The 19,576-nt window shown below is 67.6% G+C and carries 17 protein-coding genes and 1 tRNA gene; 14 read left to right on the forward strand and 4 right to left on the reverse strand.

What is annotated here, in order from left to right:
• Positions 1 to 6: 6 nt before the first annotated feature.
• The 4 genes from EGT29_RS08500 to EGT29_RS08515 all read left to right on the forward strand — a co-directional run bounded on the left by EGT29_RS08500 (position 7) and on the right by EGT29_RS08515 (position 3,033).
• Complete coding sequence (locus tag EGT29_RS08500) at positions 7 to 1,182, forward strand: alpha-hydroxy acid oxidase (protein ID WP_124688611.1); 1,176 nt, start codon at positions 7 to 9, stop codon at positions 1,180 to 1,182.
• Between the two features lie 15 nt (positions 1,183 to 1,197).
• A tRNA-Ala gene (locus EGT29_RS08505) sits at positions 1,198 to 1,273 on the forward strand.
• 210 nt (positions 1,274 to 1,483) lie between these two features.
• On the forward strand, positions 1,484 to 1,807 hold the full coding sequence (locus tag EGT29_RS08510) for a helix-turn-helix transcriptional regulator (RefSeq protein ID WP_124688612.1): 324 nt from the start codon (positions 1,484 to 1,486) through the stop codon (positions 1,805 to 1,807).
• Complete coding sequence (locus tag EGT29_RS08515; protein ID WP_124688613.1) at positions 1,804 to 3,033, forward strand: type II toxin-antitoxin system HipA family toxin; 1,230 nt, start codon at positions 1,804 to 1,806, stop codon at positions 3,031 to 3,033. The genes EGT29_RS08510 and EGT29_RS08515 overlap by 4 nt, the downstream gene beginning before the upstream one ends.
• Positions 3,034 to 3,061: 28 nt before the next feature.
• Here EGT29_RS08515 and EGT29_RS08520 read toward each other — a convergent pair whose 3' ends face one another.
• Positions 3,062 to 4,162, reverse strand: coding sequence for an NAD(P)-dependent alcohol dehydrogenase (locus EGT29_RS08520; protein ID WP_124688614.1), 1,101 nt, complete (start codon positions 4,160 to 4,162; stop codon positions 3,062 to 3,064).
• Between the two features lie 266 nt (positions 4,163 to 4,428).
• Between EGT29_RS08520 and EGT29_RS08525 the strand changes: the two genes are divergently transcribed.
• A complete protein-coding gene (locus tag EGT29_RS08525; RefSeq protein ID WP_124688615.1) occupies positions 4,429 to 5,205 on the forward strand; it encodes a ferredoxin--NADP reductase in 777 nt (258 codons plus the stop codon).
• A gap of 6 nt (positions 5,206 to 5,211) precedes the next feature.
• Here EGT29_RS08525 and EGT29_RS08530 read toward each other — a convergent pair whose 3' ends face one another.
• Both EGT29_RS08530 and EGT29_RS08535 read right to left on the reverse strand, forming a co-directional pair.
• A complete protein-coding gene (locus tag EGT29_RS08530) occupies positions 5,212 to 5,700 on the reverse strand; it encodes an SRPBCC family protein (protein WP_124688616.1) in 489 nt (162 codons plus the stop codon).
• A gap of 59 nt (positions 5,701 to 5,759) precedes the next feature.
• A complete protein-coding gene (locus tag EGT29_RS08535; RefSeq protein WP_124688617.1) occupies positions 5,760 to 7,730 on the reverse strand; it encodes an APC family permease in 1,971 nt (656 codons plus the stop codon).
• A gap of 209 nt (positions 7,731 to 7,939) precedes the next feature.
• On the opposite strand from EGT29_RS08535, the gene EGT29_RS08540 reads away from it, so the two are divergent.
• The 5 genes from EGT29_RS08540 to EGT29_RS08560 all read left to right on the forward strand — a co-directional run bounded on the left by EGT29_RS08540 (position 7,940) and on the right by EGT29_RS08560 (position 13,819).
• On the forward strand, positions 7,940 to 8,329 hold the full coding sequence (locus EGT29_RS08540; RefSeq protein WP_124688618.1) for a Rid family detoxifying hydrolase: 390 nt from the start codon (positions 7,940 to 7,942) through the stop codon (positions 8,327 to 8,329).
• A gap of 13 nt (positions 8,330 to 8,342) precedes the next feature.
• A complete protein-coding gene (gene recG / locus EGT29_RS08545; protein ID WP_124688619.1) occupies positions 8,343 to 10,406 on the forward strand; it encodes an ATP-dependent DNA helicase RecG in 2,064 nt (687 codons plus the stop codon).
• Positions 10,407 to 10,419: 13 nt separating this feature from the next.
• The gene (locus EGT29_RS08550) at positions 10,420 to 11,364 is read left to right on the forward strand and encodes a LysR substrate-binding domain-containing protein (protein ID WP_124688620.1); all 945 of its coding nucleotides are present in this window, start codon (positions 10,420 to 10,422) and stop codon (positions 11,362 to 11,364) included.
• Positions 11,365 to 11,445: 81 nt separating this feature from the next.
• Positions 11,446 to 11,982: a Dps family protein gene (locus EGT29_RS08555; RefSeq protein ID WP_124688621.1), complete on the forward strand. Its 537-nt coding sequence runs from the start codon at positions 11,446 to 11,448 to the stop codon at positions 11,980 to 11,982.
• A 199-nt stretch (positions 11,983 to 12,181) separates the two neighbouring features.
• The gene (locus tag EGT29_RS08560; protein WP_124688622.1) at positions 12,182 to 13,819 is read left to right on the forward strand and encodes an AMP-binding protein; all 1,638 of its coding nucleotides are present in this window, start codon (positions 12,182 to 12,184) and stop codon (positions 13,817 to 13,819) included.
• A 33-nt stretch (positions 13,820 to 13,852) separates the two neighbouring features.
• Here the strand turns inward: EGT29_RS08560 and EGT29_RS08565 are convergent, their stop codons facing one another.
• Positions 13,853 to 15,727 (reverse strand): hypothetical protein, encoded by a 1,875-nt coding sequence (locus tag EGT29_RS08565; RefSeq protein WP_124688623.1) that lies wholly within the window; start codon positions 15,725 to 15,727, stop codon positions 13,853 to 13,855.
• A gap of 72 nt (positions 15,728 to 15,799) precedes the next feature.
• On the opposite strand from EGT29_RS08565, the gene ubiA reads away from it, so the two are divergent.
• Genes ubiA through EGT29_RS08585 form a run of 4 tightly spaced genes read left to right on the forward strand, consistent with a single transcriptional unit; the run spans position 15,800 to position 19,519 of the window.
• Positions 15,800 to 16,684 carry a 4-hydroxybenzoate octaprenyltransferase gene (ubiA, locus tag EGT29_RS08570; RefSeq protein ID WP_124688624.1) on the forward strand — a complete coding sequence of 295 codons (885 nt, stop codon included), beginning with the start codon at positions 15,800 to 15,802 and terminating at the stop codon, positions 16,682 to 16,684.
• 58 nt (positions 16,685 to 16,742) lie between these two features.
• Entirely contained in the window at positions 16,743 to 17,441 is a 699-nt protein-coding gene (locus EGT29_RS08575; RefSeq protein WP_124688625.1) for a YggS family pyridoxal phosphate-dependent enzyme, read from the forward strand.
• A 34-nt stretch (positions 17,442 to 17,475) separates the two neighbouring features.
• Complete coding sequence (gene proC / locus EGT29_RS08580) at positions 17,476 to 18,306, forward strand: pyrroline-5-carboxylate reductase (RefSeq protein WP_124688626.1); 831 nt, start codon at positions 17,476 to 17,478, stop codon at positions 18,304 to 18,306.
• On the forward strand, positions 18,290 to 19,519 hold the full coding sequence (locus tag EGT29_RS08585; protein ID WP_124688627.1) for an MFS transporter: 1,230 nt from the start codon (positions 18,290 to 18,292) through the stop codon (positions 19,517 to 19,519). Before proC ends, EGT29_RS08585 begins: the two co-directional genes overlap by 17 nt.
• Positions 19,520 to 19,576: the final 57 nt, after the last annotated feature.

Here is a 19,576-nt window from a genome sequence, read left to right on the forward strand (position 1 = left end):
GGGGCCATGACCGGACTGTCACGTGCCTGCAGCATCGAAGACCTGCGCCGCGCATCGCGGCGCCGCCTGCCCCGCGCCATTTTCGATTTCTTCGACGGCGGCGCCGAAGACGAACAGACGCTGGCCGATAATTGCGCGGCCTTCCGCCGGGTACGGCTGGCACCGCGCGCGTTGGTCGACGTATCGGCGGTGGACCCCGGCGCGCGGGTACTGGGCGCCCCGTCCAGCCTGCCGCTGGCCGTCGCGCCCACCGGCGCGGTGGGGTTCGGCCGCCGCGGCGGCGACATCGCCATCGCCCGCGCCGCCGCCCGGGCGGGCGTGCCCTATACGCTGTCGACCTCGGCCACCGCCTCGATCGAGCAGATCGCCGATGCCGCGCCGGGGCGCCTGTGGTTCCAGGCCTACATCCTGCGCCACCGGCCGCTGCTGGAGTCGCTGATCGCCCGCGCGCGGGCGGCGGACTACGAAGGCCTGATGATCACCGTCGACCTGCCCGTGGGCGGCAAGCGCGAGCGCGACTTCCGCAACGGCCTGTCCTTCCCGTTCCACTACACCGCGCGCAACCTGCGCGACTTTGCCAGCCGGCCGGCCTGGGCGCTGGACATGCTGTGCCGCGGCCTGCCCGTGATGGAAAGCCTGAAGGGCCTGGAGGCGCCCGGCGCCGATGCCACGCGCCTGGCCTCGTCGGTGGGCCGCAGCTACGATCCCTCGTTCGACTGGGCGCGCCTGGAGGCCCTGCGCGACCAGTGGCCGCGCAAGCTGATCGTGAAGGGCGTGCTGCGTCCGGACGACGCCGACAGGCTGGCGCGCCTGGGCTGCGACGCCGTGGTCGTGTCCAACCACGGCGGCCGGCAGCTGGACGGCGCCGCGGCGACGCTGGACGCGCTGCCCGGCGTTGCGCAGGCCGCCGCCGGCCGCATGGAAGTGCTGGTGGATGGCGGCGTGCGGCGCGGCGGCGACATCCTGAAGGCGCTGGCGCTGGGGGCCAACGCCGTGCTGGTGGGGCGGGCCACGCTGTGGGGGGCGATCGCCGCGGGCGAGGCGGGCGCCGTTCGGGCACTGGACATCCTGCGGGAAGAGTTCCAGCGCGGCATGCAGCTTTGCGGCGCCCGCCGCGTGGCCGAGATCGGTCCGGATCTGCTGTTCGAGGCGCCACGCACGTATCAAAAAAATACGGTATAGTTGCGGTCTGCACGTGGGGCGGTAGCTCAGCTGGGAGAGCGTCGCGTTCGCAATGCGAAGGTCGGGAGTTCGATCCTCCTCCGCTCCACCAGGGTTTCATTCAAAAACGACGTACTGCATCTTGCGATGCGGACGTCGTTTTTGTTTTGGGCGAGCCTCTGATTTAATGTAATGAATATGATGCATTAAATGAGTTTCTTCTTTTAATGTCTCGAATAAGAGATATGGACTTGCGATGGCGTAGTGTTCCATATACGATTCATTATCTAGGATTTCGCCAATAATGTTCCGGATATAGAACATGAACCTTGCCGAGCTGGGAGAAGCCTTCCGTAGTGCCCGGATGGCGGCCGATCTGACTCAACAGCAGGTCGCCGAGATGAGCGGCGTGGCGCGCGGCCGCATCAGCATGTTCGAGACGGGGGCCTTGCCCGAAATCGGCGCCGTCAAGATGCTGAGCCTTTTCGATGCCGTGGGGCTGGAGTTGATCGCGCGTCGGCCAGGGCATCAGCGCACGCTCGACGACGTCCTGGCCGAGCCTGCCGAGGCGGGCGATATCCCCACGCGCCAGCGGGTGCGCAAGCGTTCCGCGCGCGGTCCGAAAGCGACGAAGCGCCAGCCATGAGCCGCGCGACGCTCGATGTCCATGTGAGCGGCGAACTGGTGGGAACGCTTGCCGAGGAAGCCGCCCGGTATGTCTTCGGCTACCTGCCCGACGTGCCGCCGAATCGCTTTGTTTCGCTGCTCATGCCGGTGCGCGCGGCGTCGTACGACTGGAAGACGCTGCATCCCTTCTTCCAGATGAATCTGCCCGAGGGGTTCAAGAAGAATCTGATGATCCGCCGCCTGGGCCCGCATGCCGACGTCAGCGATTTCGGTCTGCTTGCGCTGACGGGCGCCAACACGATCGGACGCGTCCAGGTGGTGCCGCGAGGCGCCACGCTTGCCGCGGCCTCCAGCAAGGCCGACATGGCGGGATTGCTCGCGTCGGCCAATTCGCGGGAAAACCTGTTGCGGCTGCTGGAAGGCGGGGTGGCGGAAGGGGTGTCCGGCGTCATGCCCAAGGCGCTCGTGCGGCCCGAGGACAGGGCGACGGTCTGGACGGACGAGTTCATCCTGAAGACGGGTTTCGAGGATCTGCCGGGACTCGCGATCAACGAGTTCCTTTGCCTGGAAGTCGCTCGTGCGGCCGGCCTCGAGGTGCCCGAGGCACGGCTGTCCACCGACGGGCAGGTGCTGGCGGTACGGCGCTTCGACCGTACCGCGGACGGTCGGATGCTGGCGGTCGAGGATTACTGCGCGCTCAAGCCCAATGACGCCGTCAACAAGTACAAGGGGACGCTGGAGGATCTGGCCAGGCTCACCCGTGCCTACGTGCCGCGCGCGGCATTCAAGGATGCGGCGCGTCGCCTCTATGTGTTGATATTGCTGAATTACGCCATCCGCAATGCCGATGCGCATCTGAAGAATTTCGCACTGGTCTATACCGATATCGACGATGTCCGGCTGGCGCCGGTCTACGACGTCCTGAGCAGCACCGTCTATCCGAGATTCGCGACGAGCCTGCCTGCGCTGCCCTTGCAGGGCAAGCGCGTGTGGGCGTCGGGCAGCATGCTGGCGATCTACGGGGCCACGTGGCTGGGCCTGAGCAAGGCGGACATGGACGAAGCGCGCGAACGGATCACGCAAGCCGTGCACGGGATCGCGCCGATGATCACCGACCATGCCGCGCGCTACCCGGGCTTTCGCGATGTCGCGCAGGGCATGCTGGCCGCCTGGGGTACCGGGCTGGCCGATATCAGGCCCGACGCCAAGCCTGGAAAAACCGTTCCCGTTCCATTGCGCGGATAGGCGCGGGGCACGCCTCGCGCCATATCCCTCAATGCGGCTTGACCGCCACCTTCAGCACATTGTCCCGCTGGTTCGCGAACAACTCGTAGGCCGCCACGATGTCGTCCAGCTTGAACTGGTGGGTCACCAGCAGCCCCAGGTCCAGGCGCCCGGATTCCAGCACGTTGATCAGCCGCCGCATCCGTTCCTTGCCGCCGGGGCACAGCGCGGTATTGATCTTGTGGTCGCCCAGTCCGGCGGCGAAGGCCGATAGCGGCAGGGTCAGGTCCTCGGCATAGACGCCCAGGCTGGACAGGGTGCCGCCCGGCTTGAGCACGCGCAGCGCGGACGCGAAGGTCGACTGGGTGCCCAGGGCCTCGATCGAGGCGTCCACGCCGCGGCCGCCGGTCAGCTTCATGATCTCGTCCACCACGTCGCATTCGCGGAAATTCAGCGCGACGTCCGCCCCCAGCCTGCGGGCGATGTCGAGCCGGTGCGGGTTCCCGTCGATGGCGATGATGGTCGTCGCGCCCGACAACCGGGCGCCGGCGGTGGCGCACAGGCCGATGGGGCCCTGGGCGAACACTGCCACGACGTCGCCGATGCGGATGTTGGCGTTCTCGGCGCCCTTGAAGCCGGTGGACATGATGTCCGGGCACATCAGCACCTGTTCGTCGGTCAGGCCGTCCGGGATGGGGGCGAGGTTGGCCTGGGCATCGGGCACCAGCACGTATTCCGCCTGGGTGCCGTCGATGAGGTTGCCGAAGCGCCAGCCGGCGGTGGCCTTGTAGCCGTGGCAGCCGCACAGGCCCTGCGGGACCAGGTAGCTGCCGTCCTGCGACGGCACGCCGTCCTGGGCGGCGTAGGAATTGAAATTGGGGCAGATGGCGCCGGCGATGACGCGCTGGCCTTCCCGGTAGCCGGCCACGGCGCTGCCGAGTTTCTCGATCACGCCCACCGGCTCGTGGCCCACGGTCAGGCCCGGCGCGACGGGGTATTCGCCTTTCAGGATGTGGATGTCGGTCCCGCAGATGGTCGTGGTGGTGATGCGGACCAGGGCGTCGTTCGGGCCCACGCCGGGGATGGGCTTGTCCGCGATCTCGATGCGCCCGGGCGCAACGAACACGGCGGCTTTCATCATGGCAGTCATCGTTCGGCCTCCGGAAGGTGAGGGGGATGGAACCATTACACAGGAGATCCGGGACAGTTTGATTGATCCAGGTCAGTCGCGGTCATGATGGGAAGGAAACAGCGGGTTACCCCGGCCGGCGGAAATATGCTTAAAACCCATGTTCATAAGATGCGGTCAATTTCGCCTTACTGCCCGCTAATCCGCATAAAATCTAAGGTTTACGTCCGACGGCCAGTCATGGTTTGGTAAACTGGCCCGACTATCTAGATGGGATCCGACAGGCCATGGCCGCTTTCAATACCGAACGCGTCACGAGCGTTCATCACTGGAACGAGACGCTTTTCAGCTTCAAGACCACGCGCGATCCCGCGCTGCGTTTCCATAACGGCCATTTCGTCATGATCGGCCTGGAGGTCGAGGGCAAGCCGTTGATGCGCGCCTACAGCATCGCCAGCGCCAACTACGAGGAACACCTCGAGTTCCTGAGCATCAAGGTGCCCAACGGTCCGCTCACGTCGCGCCTGCAGCACCTGAAGGAAGGCGATTCCATCCTGGTCAGCCGCAAGCCGGTCGGTACCCTGGTGGTGGACGACCTGCTGCCCGGCAAGAACCTGTATCTGTTCGGCACGGGCACGGGCCTGGCCCCCTTCATGAGCATCATCAAGGATCCCGACGTTTACGAGCGCTTCGAGAAAGTGGTGCTGGTGCACGGCGTGCGCTGGGTCAGCGAACTGGCCTATTCGGACTACATCGGCAGCGAACTGCCGGGCAACGAATATTTCGGCGACATGGTGCGCGACAAGCTGATCTACTATCCCACGGTCACGCGCGAGCCGTTCCGCAACCAGGGCCGCATCACCGATCTGCTGACCAGCGGCAAGCTGGCGGCGGACATCGGCCTGCCTCCCATCAATCCCGAGCATGACCGCGCCATGCTGTGCGGCAGCCCGCACATGCTGGCCGACGTCACCGCCATCCTGGACGGCCTGGGCTTCAAGGCGTCCGAGCACACCGGCCATGCCGGGGACTACGTGGTCGAGCGCGCCTTCGTCGAGAAGTAATCCGGATCAGTGCACGAGCCGGCCGGACTCGGCCAGCTCCCGGATGCGCTGGACCGTGTCCATGTCGGCGGCGATATAGGCCTGCTTGCGCAGGGCCACCACGGTTTCGTCCAGCTCGCTGTGGCCTTCCTGCAGGTCCAGCTCGTAGATGAAGCGCAGGAACAGCACGTCGGGTTCGGGTTCCTCGATGCGGACCGTGGCTTCGCTGCGCGGCCACAGTTCGGTGGCGGTGGCCAGCACCCTGACCTGCCGCATGGGCGTCAGCGTGACCTCGTCGTGGACCTGGAACGGTCCGAAGTCGAGCACGCGCTTGAGCACGGTGTGCTCCTGCCCGACCGCTTCCGCCTCGATGGTGCAGCTTTCCAGCCCCATGACGAATTCCGTGGGCTCGTGGGCCCGGATGAACAGCCCGCGCCAGATCTGCTCGCGGGTGAGCGGCGTCAGCAGGGGGACGAGCGGGTCGTTGATCTGGATGAGGTGTTCGAAGCGAAGCATGGAGAGCGCGGTTCCCGGAGTGTTCTCCTAAGGATACCGCGCTCCGGCGCGCCCGGGCGCTAGTCGATCAGCATGGGCAGCACCATCAGTTGCTGGCCGTTGACGTGCATGCGCCGTTGCAGCGAGTTGATCGCCTGGTTGTGCAGCAGGCGGGTGACGAAATTCTCGCGCTTGAACACCAGCTTGCTGGCGAAGACGATGGTGTTGGGATATTCCTGCAGGACTTCGGTGATTTCCTTTTCCAGGGTCCGCACGGCGTCGGTGCCGAAGCGGAGGCGGCTGGTCGCGGCCATGCCGTAGCTGTTGCAGAAACGCTCGAAGAATTTCAGCGAGGTCGTCGCCTGGAGCTTCATCGCCTCCATCGCTTCCGGGCCGCCGTAGACCTGCGCGTCCACGGTCCGTGCGTTGATGAAGATGAAGTTCTTGAAGTGATCGGGGAACATGCGCTGCACCCACAGCAGCGCGTGCAGGCCGCCGCCGCGGCTGGAGCCGACCAGGAAGGCGGCCGTGGGGGCGTAGGGGTCGAGCGCGGGCGGCGAGCAGTCCGAGCCGAAGGCCTGGTCGGCGAAGATGTCGTCGATCGCGGCGATGCGGCGCCGCGTTTCCCGGTAGTGCGACCGTATCCCCAGGCAGATGAGGATCAGCACGCTGGTGATGAGCAGCGTGGCCCAGCCGCCTTCGAAGAATTTCTCGACGATGGTGACGACCAGGATGGAGCTGGTGATGGTGACGGCCACCAGCGACAGGGCCAGGCGCTGCCGCCAGTGCTTCTTGTGCAGGGGCTTGTGGCGGTTGCGTATCCAGAAGAGCGACAGGCCCGCCAGCGACAGCGTGAAGGTCAGGAACACGTTGATCGAATACAGCACCACCAGGACGGATACCTTGCCGCCCGTCAGCAGCAGGATGGCGAAGGCGGAGATGCCCATCAGCAGGATGCCGTTCTCGGTAACGAGCCGGTTCGACAGGTAGCGGAAGCGGTGCGGCATCCAGGAGTCGGAAGCCATGTTGGACAGCACCGAGGGGCCGCCCAGGAAGCCGGTGTTGGCGGCTACGAACAACAGGCCCGCCTCGAAGGCCAGCACCACGGTCAGCGCCACGACCAGGTTGCCGCCGCCGAAGCCCATTTCACCGAGCACGTTGCCGAACACCACGGCGTTCAGCGTCTGGCCCTCCACCGGCGCCGCGTTCCACAGCAGGTACAGCAGGATGATGCCGCCGGCGGTGAAGGCCAGGCTGGTGGCCATCAGCAGCATGGTCGCCTTGCCGGTATGGACCACCGGCTCGGCCAGGCGATCGACGTTGTTGGAGACCGCCTCGATCCCGGTATAGGTGCCGCCGCCCAGCGAATAGGCCTTCAGGAACACCGCCAGCACGAAGAACCAGCCGGCCTCCTGTGAGAACTCGCGCACTTCCCGGATGGTGTCCGGAATCAGCAGCGGCAGGCCCTCGGCGTGGGCGAAGATGCCCCAGGCGATCAGGATGGCATGCGTGACCACGAAGCCGGCGAAGATGGGCAAGAGGACCTTGATGCTTTCCTTGGCGCCGCGCAGGTTCAGCCATATCAGCAGGAGCACCATCACACAGGCGGTCCACAGCTTGAACGTCTGCCAGCTTGCCGGCAGCAGCGAGAACAGCGCGTCGGTGCCGCTGGCCACGGAGATGGCGATGGTCAACACGTAGTCCACGATCAGCGCCGACCCGGACACCAGCCCGGCCGTGGGACCCAGGAGCGCGGTCGAGACCCGGTAGCCGCCGCCGCCGGTGGGGAACAGCTCGATGACCTGGTTGTAGGCAAGCGCGACGACGAACACCGTGATGGCGGTGGCGATGGCCAGGAAGAGGGCGAGGTGGGTATGGGAGCCCAGCGCGCGGAAAGCTTCCTCGGGGCCGTAGGACGAGGAAGACAGGCCGTCCGCGCCCAGTCCCACCCAGGCCAGGAAGGCCGCCAGCGCGAGGGAATGCCGGGTGTCCGGGGACAGCGGGTCCCGGGCCTTGCCCAGCAGACGCTCGCGCCATGAGGTTGCTTTCATACGAAGGGATTCCTGCTGCCTGGTGTCGGGTGGCTTCTTGATCGCGCGGCGCGCAGCGTACGCTTTTGGAGGAAATCGCGCTTTGAAGGCCATTCTAGCAACAGGGAAATTGTTACCCTGGGGCGGGGCAGGCACTATGACAAACGAATTTCTGATAGCTTTATGCATAGGCGCCCATGGGCGCGGATTCCCCATTCCTCGAGGCAAGCATGAGCAAGCAGATCATCCACACCGATGCCGCGCCGGCGGCCGTCGGCCCGTATTCCCAGGCCGTGGCCGTACCCGCCTCCGGCAAGACCGTCTATCTGTCGGGCCAGATCGGGCTGATTCCCGCCACCGGCCAACTGGAGACGGGCAGTTTCGAGGCCCAGGTGCGCCAGGCCTTCGCCAACATGGAAGCGGTGGTGCGCCAGGCGGGCGGCACGCTGGATCAGGTCGTCAAGCTGACGCTGTTCCTGACCGATCTGTCCAAGTTCGGCACGGCCAACGACATCATGGCGCAATTGATCCCCCAGCCTTTCCCCGCCCGCTCCACGGTGGGCGTGGCTGCCTTGCCCAAGGGCGCCGAGTTCGAGGTCGAGGCGATCCTGGTCATCTGATCCGGGTCCAGCCATGAGCGCGCGCACCGCCGCCCAGGACGAGGCCGAGCTGACGCCGCAGCAGCGCAAGATGCGCAAGCTCGGGCTGCGCGTCGCGGACGACTTCGTCCTGCACCTGCCCATCCGCTACGAGGACGAGACGCAGCTGACGCCGATCAAGCGGCTGCTGCCGGGCATGTGGGCGCAGGTCGAGGGCGTGGTCACGCGCTGCGAAGTCGCCTACCGGCCGCGGCGCCAGCTGGTGGCCGCGATCGAGGACGACACCGGCGAACTCGCGCTGCGCTACCTGAATTTCTACCCCAGCCAGCAGAAGCAACTGGCGGTGGGGCGCCGCATCCGCGCGCGGGGCGAGGCGCGCGGCGGTTTCTTCGGCATGGAGATGGTGCATCCGCGTACCACGGTCGCCGACGGCGACACGCCCTTGCCCGACCGCCTGACGCCGGTCTATCCCACCACCGAGGGGCTGCCCCAGGCCACGTTGCGCAAGGCCATCGCCGCGGCGCTGGCGCAGGCGGACCTGCGCGACACGCTGCCGGAGGCGCTGCTGCAGCGCTATGGCCTGATGCCTTTCGGCCAGGCCGTGCGGCTGCTGCACGCGCCGCCGCCCGACGTGGCCACGCAGCCCCTGGTCGATCGCGCGCATCCGGCCTGGCTGCGCATCAAGTTCGACGAACTGCTGGCCCAGCAGTTGTCGCTGGCGCGGGCGCGCGCCGCCCGGCTGGACAAGCGGGCCCCGCCGCTGGCGCGCTCGACCGCGGCGGACGGACTGGTGGCGCGGCTGCTGCGCGCGCTGCCGTTCGAACTGACCGGCGCCCAGCAGCGGGTGCGGGACGAGATCGCCGCCGACCTGACCCGGCCGCACCCCATGCAGCGGCTGCTGCAGGGCGACGTGGGCAGCGGCAAGACGGTGGTGGCGGCGCTGGCCGCCGCGCAGGCCATCGACAACGGCTATCAGGCGGCGCTGATGGCGCCCACCGAGATCCTGGCCGAACAGCATTTCCGCAAGCTGGTGGGCTGGCTCGAGCCGTTGGGCGTGAAGGTGGCCTGGCTGACCGGCAGCCTGACGCCCAAGGGCCGGCGCGAGGCGGCCGCGCTGATAGAAAGCGGCGAGGCGCCGCTGGCGGTGGGCACGCAGGCCCTGATCCAGCAGCACGTGCAGTTCGCGCGGCTGGGCCTGTCCATCGTCGACGAGCAGCACCGCTTCGGCGTGGGCCAGCGGCTGGCCCTGCGCAACAAGGGCGGCGAGGACGAGGTATTCCCCCACCAGTTGATGATGTCGGCCACGCCCATCCCCCGCACGCTGGCGATGACCTTCTTCGCCGACCTGGACGTCTCGGTCATCGACGAACTGCCGCCGGGCCGCGTGCCGGTCATCACCAAGCTGCTGTCGGATACGCGCCGCGACGAGGTGGTGGCGCGCATCCACGAGGCCGCCCGCACGGGCCGCCAGGTGTACTGGGTGTGTCCGCTGGTCGAGGAAAGCGAGACGCTGGAGTTGCAGACCGCCGTCGATACCTTCGAGACGCTGCGGCAGGCGCTGCCGGAACTGCGCGTGGGACTGGTGCACGGCCGGCTGCCGACCTCCGAGAAGGCGGCGGTCATGCAGGCCTTCAAGGACGGCGATCTCGACCTGCTGGTGGCCACCACCGTGATCGAGGTCGGCGTCGACGTGCCCAATGCCTCGCTCATGGTGATCGAGCACGCCGAACGCTTCGGCCTGGCGCAGTTGCACCAGTTGCGCGGCCGGGTAGGGCGGGGCGCGGCCGAATCGGTGTGCGTGCTGCTGTACCAGGCGCCGCTGTCGCAGGTCGCCAAGGCGCGGCTGCGCACCATGCACGAAACCACCGACGGCTTCGAGATCGCGCGGCGCGACCTCGAGCTGCGCGGGCCGGGCGAGTTCCTGGGCGTGCGGCAATCGGGCCTGGCGCTGATGCGGTTCGCCGACCTGGACGCCGACCTGGAGATCGCCGAGCAGGCGCACGATGCCGCCGCCGAATTGCAGGCGCACGCGCAGGACGTGGTGTCCGCCCACCTGGCGCGATGGATGCGCGGGCGGGAAGATTTCCTCAAGGCTTGAAAAGAGGCGAGAGATGACCCTGACAGAACTGAAGTACATCGTGGCGGTGGCGCGGGAGCGGCACTTCGGCCGTGCCGCCGAAGCCTGTTTCGTCAGCCAGCCCACGCTTTCGGTGGCCATCCGCAAGCTGGAGGACGAGCTGGGCGTGACGCTGTTCGAGCGGGGCGGCACCGAGGTGGGCGTGACCCCCATCGGCGAGCGCATCGTGGCCCAGGCCCAGAAGGTGCTGGAGGAAAGCGCCAACCTGAAGGAGATCGCCAAGCAGGGGCATGATCCCTTGTCCGGCGCGCTGCGGGTGGGCGTGATCTACACCATCGGCCCCTATCTGCTGCCGCAACTGGTGCCGCGCCTGATCGAGAGCGCGCCGCAGATGCCGCTGCTGCTGCAGGAATATTTCACCACGCGGCTGCTGGAGCTGCTGCGCCAGGGCGAGATCGATTGCGCCATCATGGCCCTGCCGCTGCCCGACGCCGGGCTGACCATCCAGCCGCTGTACGACGAGCCCTTCGTGGTGGCGGTGCCCAAGGGGCATCCGCTGGCCAGCCGCAGCCACGTCAAGGCCGAGGAACTCAAGAGCGAAACCATGCTGCTGCTGGGCACGGGCCATTGCTTCCGCGACCAGGTGCTGGAGGTCTGTCCCGAGCTGTCGCGCTTTTCGGCGACCACCGAAGGCATCCAGCGGACCTTCGAGGGATCGTCGCTGGAGACCATCCGGCACATGGTGGCCTCGGGCATAGGCATCACGGTGCTGCCGATGTCGTCGATCCCGGCCCAGCCCGACGACCGCGACCTGCTGCGCTACATTCCCTTCGAGGCACCGGTGCCCGACCGGCGCGTGGTGCTGGCATGGCGCAAGAGCTTCCCGCGCACGGCCGCCATCGACACCCTGATCGCCGCGATCCACGACTGTCGGCTGAATGGCGTGACCATGCTGGAGGCCAGCGCGCAGACGGCCTGAGGCCACGGCGCTTGTCATGCCGCGATTCATCCCAATCTAGTATCCTGTGACGTCGGTTTCGACTTTGACAAGGAGTCAGCTATGGTGAAGAAAGCAACTGCCAAGAAACCCGCAAGCAATGGTGGCGCGGCCCGTTCGGCCGCCGGTGCGCTGCGCATCGACATCGGCATCTCGGACAAGGACCGCGCCGCGGTGGCCGGGGGCTTGTCCAAGCTGCTGGCCGATACCTACACGCTCTACCTGATGACGCACAACTTCCACTGGAACGTGACGGGGCCGATGTTCAACACCCTGCATGCCATGTTCATGACCCAGTACACCGACCTGTGGAACTCCATCGACGACGTGGCCGAGCGCATCCGCGCGCTGGGACACGTCGCGCCGGGCACCTACCGCGAGTTCGCCAAGCTCACCACGATCAGCGAACCGGCCGACGTGCCCGAGGCGCTGGAAATGGTGCGCCAGCTGGTGGTGGGGCACGAGGCGGTGGCCAAGACCGCCCGCAACATCCTCAAGGTGGCCGACGCCGCCAGCGACGAGCCGACCGCCGACCTGCTGACCCAGCGCCTGGAATTCCACGAGAAGACCGCCTGGATGCTGCGCAGCCTGCTGCAATAACCCCGAGGCCCGGGCGCCGTTCCCGGCGCCGTGTCATGGAAATCCCTGCCTCGCGGGCGACGCGATGCAGGGATTTTTTTCTAGGTTCTTTCCCTGCCTGGATGCGGAAAATTATTTGAGGTTTAAAAATTTTAAGTTAAATTAATCTTCGACCCGTCACTGCCGGCCGCGAGGCCGCGCATACCGCTGGAGACCACTCATGGAACGCTCGGGGCATCTCGATACCTTTGCGCGCGATCATCTTCCGCCGCCCGAGGCCTGGCCGGCATTCCTGCTCGATCATCCCGCCGTCCGCTATCCCGCCCGCTTGAACTGCGCGGCCGAGCTGGTCGACGGCGCGGTGGCGGCGGGGCACGGCCAGCGTCCGGCCATCTGGACGGTGACCGACGGCAAGCCGTCTGCCATCACCTATCTCGAACTGCAGCAGCGGGTGGACCGCCTGGCGCGCGTCCTGGTCGAGGACATGGGCCTGGTGCCCGGCAACCGGGTCCTGCTGCGCGGACCGAACAATCCGGCCATGGCGACCGCCCTCTTGGCCACGATCAAGGCGGGTCTGGTGGCGGTGCCCACCATGCCGCTGCTGCGCGCGGTGGAACTCAAGCCCGTCATCGACAAGGCGCAGGTCAGCGCGGCGCTGTGCGACGTGCGCCTGCGCGACGAGATCGACGCCTGCATGCGGCCCGGCCCCACCCAATGCCCCACGTTGGCACAGGCTCGCTTTTTCAACGACGACGGCCCTGAGTCGCTGGAGACCCTGGCGCGTGGCAAGGCCGTACCTTTCCCCGCCTGCGATACGGCCAGCGACGACGTCTGCCTGATCGCCTTCACCAGCGGCACCACGGGCAGCCCCAAGGGCTGCATCCACTTCCACCGCGATGTGCTGGCGATGTGCGATCTGTTCCCGCGCTCGATATTGCAGGCCACGCCCGACGACATTTTCTGCGGCACGCCGCCGCTGGCGTTCACCTTCGGCCTGGGCGGCATGCTGTGCTTCCCCCTGCGCGCCGGCGCTTCCACCGTGCTGTCCGAGAAGCTGACCCCGGCCTCGCTGCTGGAAACCATCCAGGCCACCCGCGCCACCATCGTCTTCACCGCGCCCACCTTCTACCGCCAGATGGCGGCGCTGGCATCGGGCTACGACATCTCCAGCCTGCGCCATTCCGTCTCGGCCGGCGAGGCCCTGCCCGACGCCACGCGCCAGAGCTGGAAGCAGGCCACCGGCGTGGAAATGACCGACGGCATCGGCAGTACCGAGATGATCCACATCTTCATCTCCAGCGCCGGCCAGGACGTGCGCCGGGGCGCCATCGGCAAGGTGGTGCCCGGCTACGAGGTCTGCATCGTCGACGAATCCATGCAGCCGCTGCCGCCTCGCACCGTCGGCCGCCTGGCCGTGCGCGGCCCCACCGGCTGCAAATACCTGGCCGACGATCGCCAGGCCAACGCCGTGCGCCAGGGATGGAACCTGACCGGCGATTCCTTCATGATGGACGAGGACGGCTACCTGTATTACCAGGCCCGCACGGACGACATGATCATCTCGGCCGGCTACAACATCGCCGGCCCCGAGGTCGAAAGCGCCTTGCTCCAGCACGAGGCCGTGGCCGAATGCGGCGTGATCGGCGTTGCGGACGACGAGCGAGGCCAGGTCGTCACCGCCTTCGTCGTGCTGCGTCCCGGCTTCGCGCCTGGAGACGATCTGGCCAAGATTCTCCAGGAGCACGTCAAGCGCACCATCGCTCCCTACAAGTACCCGCGCGTCATCCGCTTCGTCGATGCCTTGCCCCGTACCGAAACGGGCAAGCTCAAGCGTTTCGCGCTGCGCGGGCTGAACTAGCGGTGTCCGGGGCCCGGCAGGGCCCCGCCGCTGTTATTGGCAGGTGGTCACGTTCGTGACCTCGACCAGGGCTTCCCGCACGTCGCAGGCCAGCTTGCGCGGCAGGTCGCCGGTTTCGGTGCAATTGCCCATGCCGTTGTAGGCCCAGATCGACCCGGTCATTCCCGTGCCGGGACGGTCGGCGGGGCAGCGGGCTTCGAAATGCACCGTGATGCAGTTGGCGACCTTGGGCTGCACGCGGGGCCGGATGCCGATCACCGAGGGCAGTCCCCCCTTGGCGGGGCATTGGGCCGCCTGCAGGCGTATGGCGCGCCGCTCGGCGGCGAGATGATCCAGCAGCGCCTGGGTCCGGCGCTCCTGTTCCTGGCGGGCGAGCTCCGCCTTCCTGCGGGTTTCTTCCTCGCGCTGTTTTTCCTTGGCCTGCCTGGCCTGTTCCGCGGCGCGGGCTTCTTCGGCCTTGCGCTGTTCTTCCTGCTTGCGCTGGGCTTCTTGCAGACGCCGGGCCTCCTGGGGGTTTGCCGCCGGCGTCGCGGCCGCGGTCCGTTGCGGCGCGGACGAGGCGGGGGGCGCCGGGGAGGAGGCCGCGCGGGCCTGCGCCGCCGCGGCGTTCGCCGCCATGATCCGGTCGGCGCGCTCGGCGGCTTCGCGCTCGCGCTGCTGTTTCTGCTGCCCGATCTGCCGCAGTTTCTGGTTCAGGTTGCGTTCGAAGTCCTGCGATTGCTGCGCCATGCGCATGTTGGTCTGGTTGGCCTGTTGGAAGCCGCTGGCCAGGCCGCTCATGATCGCGTTCATCGTGGCCTGTGATTCGGCCGCCCGTTCGGCGGCGCGACGCTGGGCATATTCCCGGGCGCGTTCGCGCTCGATCCGGTCCTTTTCCCGGTTTTCCATGGCCGCGGCCAGGCGTTCGCGTGTCACGGGAAGGTAGATGTTGTTCCAGGTCGAGTACTCGTCATCGTCTGGATCCTGCGATCGTCCCATCATGCGGATGGAAGTGCCGCGGTTGGTGTAGACGTTGAGATAGTCGCCGTTGAAGGTGAAAATATTCTCCGTGCCCGTGTAGTGGTGAATCAGGCGATCGTCCGCAGTCAGCTCGAGCCGCCTGCTGTCGAACTCGTCGCCGGACCGGTTCGGCAGGCTCAGTGCGCGAAAAGCCTTGAGGTCGGTCTTGGAGGGCGGGCGGTAGATTTCCCGGCCAGGGCGCGATCCGTCGAGCAGGCTGTATTCCAAAACCAGGTTGCCTGCCTCGTCTTTGTCGACCTTGAGCAGGATGGTGCGGCCGACGAAGGTCTGGCCCACACTGTGTTCCCAGATGCCGAACGGTCCGGCGGCGCGCAACTGCTGGTAGGGAGAGCCCGGATCGAGGCTGACGGGAACGGTGCTGCCGTCGGGCAGGGTGTAGACGTCGCGGCGCAGCGGCTTGGGCGTCATGCTGAACGGGCCGATCGACGCCGCATAGGAAAAATGCGCCGCAGACTCGGTCAGGGTCAATTGCAGATCGTTGAGAGAGCCGTTCAATACCTGCATGCGACCACTCTGGTCGAAGCGGATGGTCGCCTCGTCGTCGCTGAACATGCCGGAGTTTTCGATCAGCACGTGGTAGGTGTCCTGGGTCGCCGTGGTGCGAACCAGGAGCCGGACCGAGTTGGCATGTACCAGGCGGTTGGCCGAGTAAAGGCTGATGGCCAGCGCTCTCTTGTCCGGTTCTGCCGCTACCCGCAACTGGTCGCCGTCGTCATTGACGTACAAGTGGCCGATGTAAGGCTGCAAAAAGCCCCATTGGATCTGTTGGAAGGCGGCCTGGGCCGCCGCGATGGCTTCGGGCGAACGGGCGGTATCCGCCGGGTCTGTCGTGGCGCAGCCGGCGAGGGCTGCGCATAGCAGCGCGGGTGCGAGCAGGAGTTTTCTCATGCGCGCATTCTAGGAATCGGAGGGTGGGCACGCATCACCCGATCCTGTGAGAGGCGCTGTTACCATAACGGCATGGACCCTACGCTTCCCGTCTCTCTTTCCCACCGCCTGGGCCTGTACATGCGCCTCGTGCGCCTGGACAAGCCGATCGGCATCCTGCTGCTGGTCTGGCCCACGCTGTGGGCCCTGTGGGCCGCCAGCAACGGAGAGCCGTCGCTGTACCTGGTGTTCGCGTTCGTGATGGGTACGGCGCTGATGCGTTCGGCCGGCTGCGGCATCAACGATTATTTCGATCGCGACGTCGATCTGCACGTCGAGCGCACGCGCGACAGGGTGTTGACGTCCGGCCTGATCTCGGGCCGCGAGGCGCTGGGCGTGACGCTGGTGCTGACGCTGCTGGCGCTGCTCCTGATCCTGCCCATGAACCGCCTGGTCTGGGCCCTGTCCGTGGTGGCCGTGTTCCTGTCCGTCACCTATCCCAAGTTCAAGCGCTTCTTCGCCATTCCCCAGGCCTACCTGGGCATCGCCTTCGGCTTCGGCATCCCCATGGCCTACGCGGCCGTGCTCGAGACCGTGCCGCTGGAAGGCTGGATCATGCTGGCCGCCAACATCTTCTGGGCGATCGCCTACGACACCGAGTACGCCATGGTGGACCGGCCCGACGACCTCAAGCTGGGCCTGCGCACCTCCGCCGTCACCTTCGGCAAGTGGGACGTGGCCGCCGTGGGCGCGTGCTATGCGGCGACCCTGGCGCTGCTGGGCGTGGTCGGTGCCATACTGGACTACGGGTGGGCCTATGCCGCGGGCCTGGCGGGCGCCGCCGCCATCGCCGTGCGCCACCTGTGGTGGATCCGCCATCGCGACCGCGCGGCGTGTTTCCGCGCCTTCCTGCACAACACCTGGTTCGGCTTCTCGGTGTTCGCCGGCATCTTCGTGCAGACCACGCTGCTGGGCTAGCGCGGGCGGTTCGGCAGGGTGGGCCGGCCTATATAATCGTCGCTTTTCCCCCGAAGCCATGTCGTCCATCGCCGACAACCTACGCGCCGTCCGCCAGCGTATCGACCATGCCGCCCAGGCCTGCGGCCGCGCGCCGGGCGAGGTGGCGCTGCTGGCGGTGTCCAAGACCTTTCCCGCCCAGGCGGTGCGCGAGGCCCACGGGGCCGGGCAGCGGGCCTTCGGCGAAAGCTACGTCCAGGAGGCCGTCGACAAGCTGGCCGCGCTGGAAGACCTGCGGGCCGGCACCGAATGGCATTTCATCGGACCCCTGCAAAGCAACAAGGCGCGCCAGGTCGCCGCCCATTTCGACTGGGTCCACAGCGTCGACCGCCTGAAGATCGCCCAGCGCCTGTCCGATCTGCGGCCGCCCGGCATGGCCGACCTCCAGCTGTGCATCCAGGTCAACATCGACGACCAGCCGACCAAGAGCGGCGTGGCGCCCGCCGAGGCGCTCGGGCTGGCGCGGGAAATCGCCGCGCTGCCGCGCGTTCGGCTGCGCGGGCTGATGTGCATTCCCGCTCCCCAGCACGATCCCGGCCGCCAGCAGGCCGTCTTCGCCAGCCTGGCGGCGCTCATGCGCGACCTGAACAGGGAAGGCTTCGGACTGGATACCCTGTCCATGGGCATGTCGGACGACCTGGAGGCCGCGGTGGCGGCCGGAGCGTCCATCGTCCGGGTGGGCACCGCCATCTTCGGCGCCCGGGATTATTCGTCCTGACCGCGCGGCCGCAACGCTATCCAAGGAAATCTCAATGACCCAATCGCTTTCCATCGCATTCATCGGCGGCGGCAACATGGCCGCCGCGCTGATCTCCGGCCTGGCCGGCAAGTTCTGCCCCATGGGGAACATCCACGTCGTGGATCCGCACGAGTCCACCCGGCAGGCCTGGGCGGCGCGCGGGGCCACGGTCGCGGCGGCGCCGGACGAGGCCCTGTCCCGCTGCGCCATCTGGGTATACGCGGTCAAGCCGCAGGTCATGAAAGAGGTCGCGACGGCCAGCCAGCCCTGGCTCAAGGACAGCCTGGTGATCAGCATCGCCGCCGGCATCCGGGCCGCCGACCTGGCGCGCTGGCTGGGGTCCGAGGCACGGCCTTGGCCGCGCGTGGTGCGCTGCATGCCCAACACGCCGGCGCTGATCGGGCAGGGCGCAACCGGACTGGCCGCGCTCGACGGCGTGGGCGAGGCCGACCGGGCGCAGGCCCAGGCCGTGCTCGAAGCCGTCGGCAGCACCGTCTGGGTCGCGCGCGAGGCCGACCTGGACGGCGTGACCGCGCTGTCCGGCAGCGGTCCGGCCTATGTGTTCCTGTTCATCGAGGCCCTGATCGAAGGCGGCAAGGCCGTGGGGCTGGACGACGAGCAGTCGCGCGCGCTGGCGCTGGCCACGCTGTCGGGTGCCGCCAGCCTGGCCGCGGCATCTTCCGAGCCGCCGTCGGTGCTGCGCGAGCGCGTGACCTCGAAGGGGGGCACCACCGCCGCGGCGCTGGACGTGCTGGCGCAGGCGAATTTCCGCCAGGCCGTGGTCCGGGCCATGCAGGCCGCCGCCCATCGCGCGCAAGAGATGGGTGATGAGTTCGGCAGATAATCCCGCCGGCATCCAGTCGGTCGCGCGCCACCCGCCCTTCGTCCTGTTCTGGTTCAGCCGGGTCATGTCGACCCTGTCGTTCCAGATGCTGTCGGTGGCCGTGGGCTGGCAGGTCTACGAGATCACCGGCAGCGCCTTCGACCTCGGGCTGGTCGGGCTGGCGCAGTTCCTGCCCATGGTGCTGCTGACCTTCGTCGTGGGGCAGGTGGCGGACCGCTACGACCGGCGGGCCATCGCCAGCGTCTGCATGGTGGTGGAGTCGGTCGCGGCGGGCCTCCTGGCCTTCGGTACCTGGGAGGGCTGGCTCACGCGCGACGCCATCCTGGGGCTGGTGGCGCTGGGCGGCGCCGCGCGCGCCTTCGAATCGCCCACGATGGCGGCCCTGGTGCAGGGCGTGGTGCCGCGCAGCCTCATTCCCCAGGCGGCGGCCTGGTCCACCTCCGCCACCCAGACCGCGCAGATCCTCGGGCCCGCGATGGGTGGGCTGCTGTACGGTTTCGGGTCCATGGTCGCCTACGTGGTGGCCTGCGTGTTCTTCTTCGTCGGCGGCGGGCTGGTGGCGCTGATACGGGCGGAACGCACCGCGTCCACCCGCGAGCCGGTCACGCTCAAATCCGTGTTCTCGGGCATCGCTTTCATCCGCAGCCGCCCGGTCATCCTGGGAACGCTGTCGCTGGACCTGTTCGCGGTCCTGCTGGGCGGCGCCACCGCGCTGCTGCCCATCTACGCGCGCGACATCCTGCACACCGGGCCATGGGGGCTGGGGCTGCTGCGCACGGCGCCCGCCGTGGGCGCGCTGGCCATGTCGGTCTTCCTGGCCCATCACCCCATCCATCGCCACGTCGGCCGCATCCTGTTCTCGTCGCTGGTGGTCTTCGGGCTGGCCACGGTCGTGTTCGGCCTGTCCACGCATCTGGCCGTCTCCATGGCGGCGCTGTTCGTGCTGGGGGCGTCCGACGTGGTCAGCGTCGTGATCCGCTTCACCCTGGTCCAGCTGCAGACGCCGCCGGAAATGCTGGGCCGCGTCAGCGCGGTGAACTCCCTGTTCGTCGGCACCTCCAATCAACTGGGCGAGTTCGAGTCGGGCGTGACGGCCGCGCTGTTCGGCGTGGTGCCGGCGGTGCTGATCGGCGGCGCGGGCACGGTCGCGGTGGCCCTGCTGTGGATGGTATTGTTTCCCCAGTTGCGCCGCTTGAAGTCGCTGGAAGGCTAGCGGGCCCGATACTTGCGGGCGCGCCCGCCGCGCGCAAGTATCCCGGAGGTCGACCGC

The organism is Pigmentiphaga sp. H8, from assembly GCF_003854895.1.
GTDB lineage: Bacteria > Pseudomonadota > Gammaproteobacteria > Burkholderiales > Burkholderiaceae_B > Pigmentiphaga.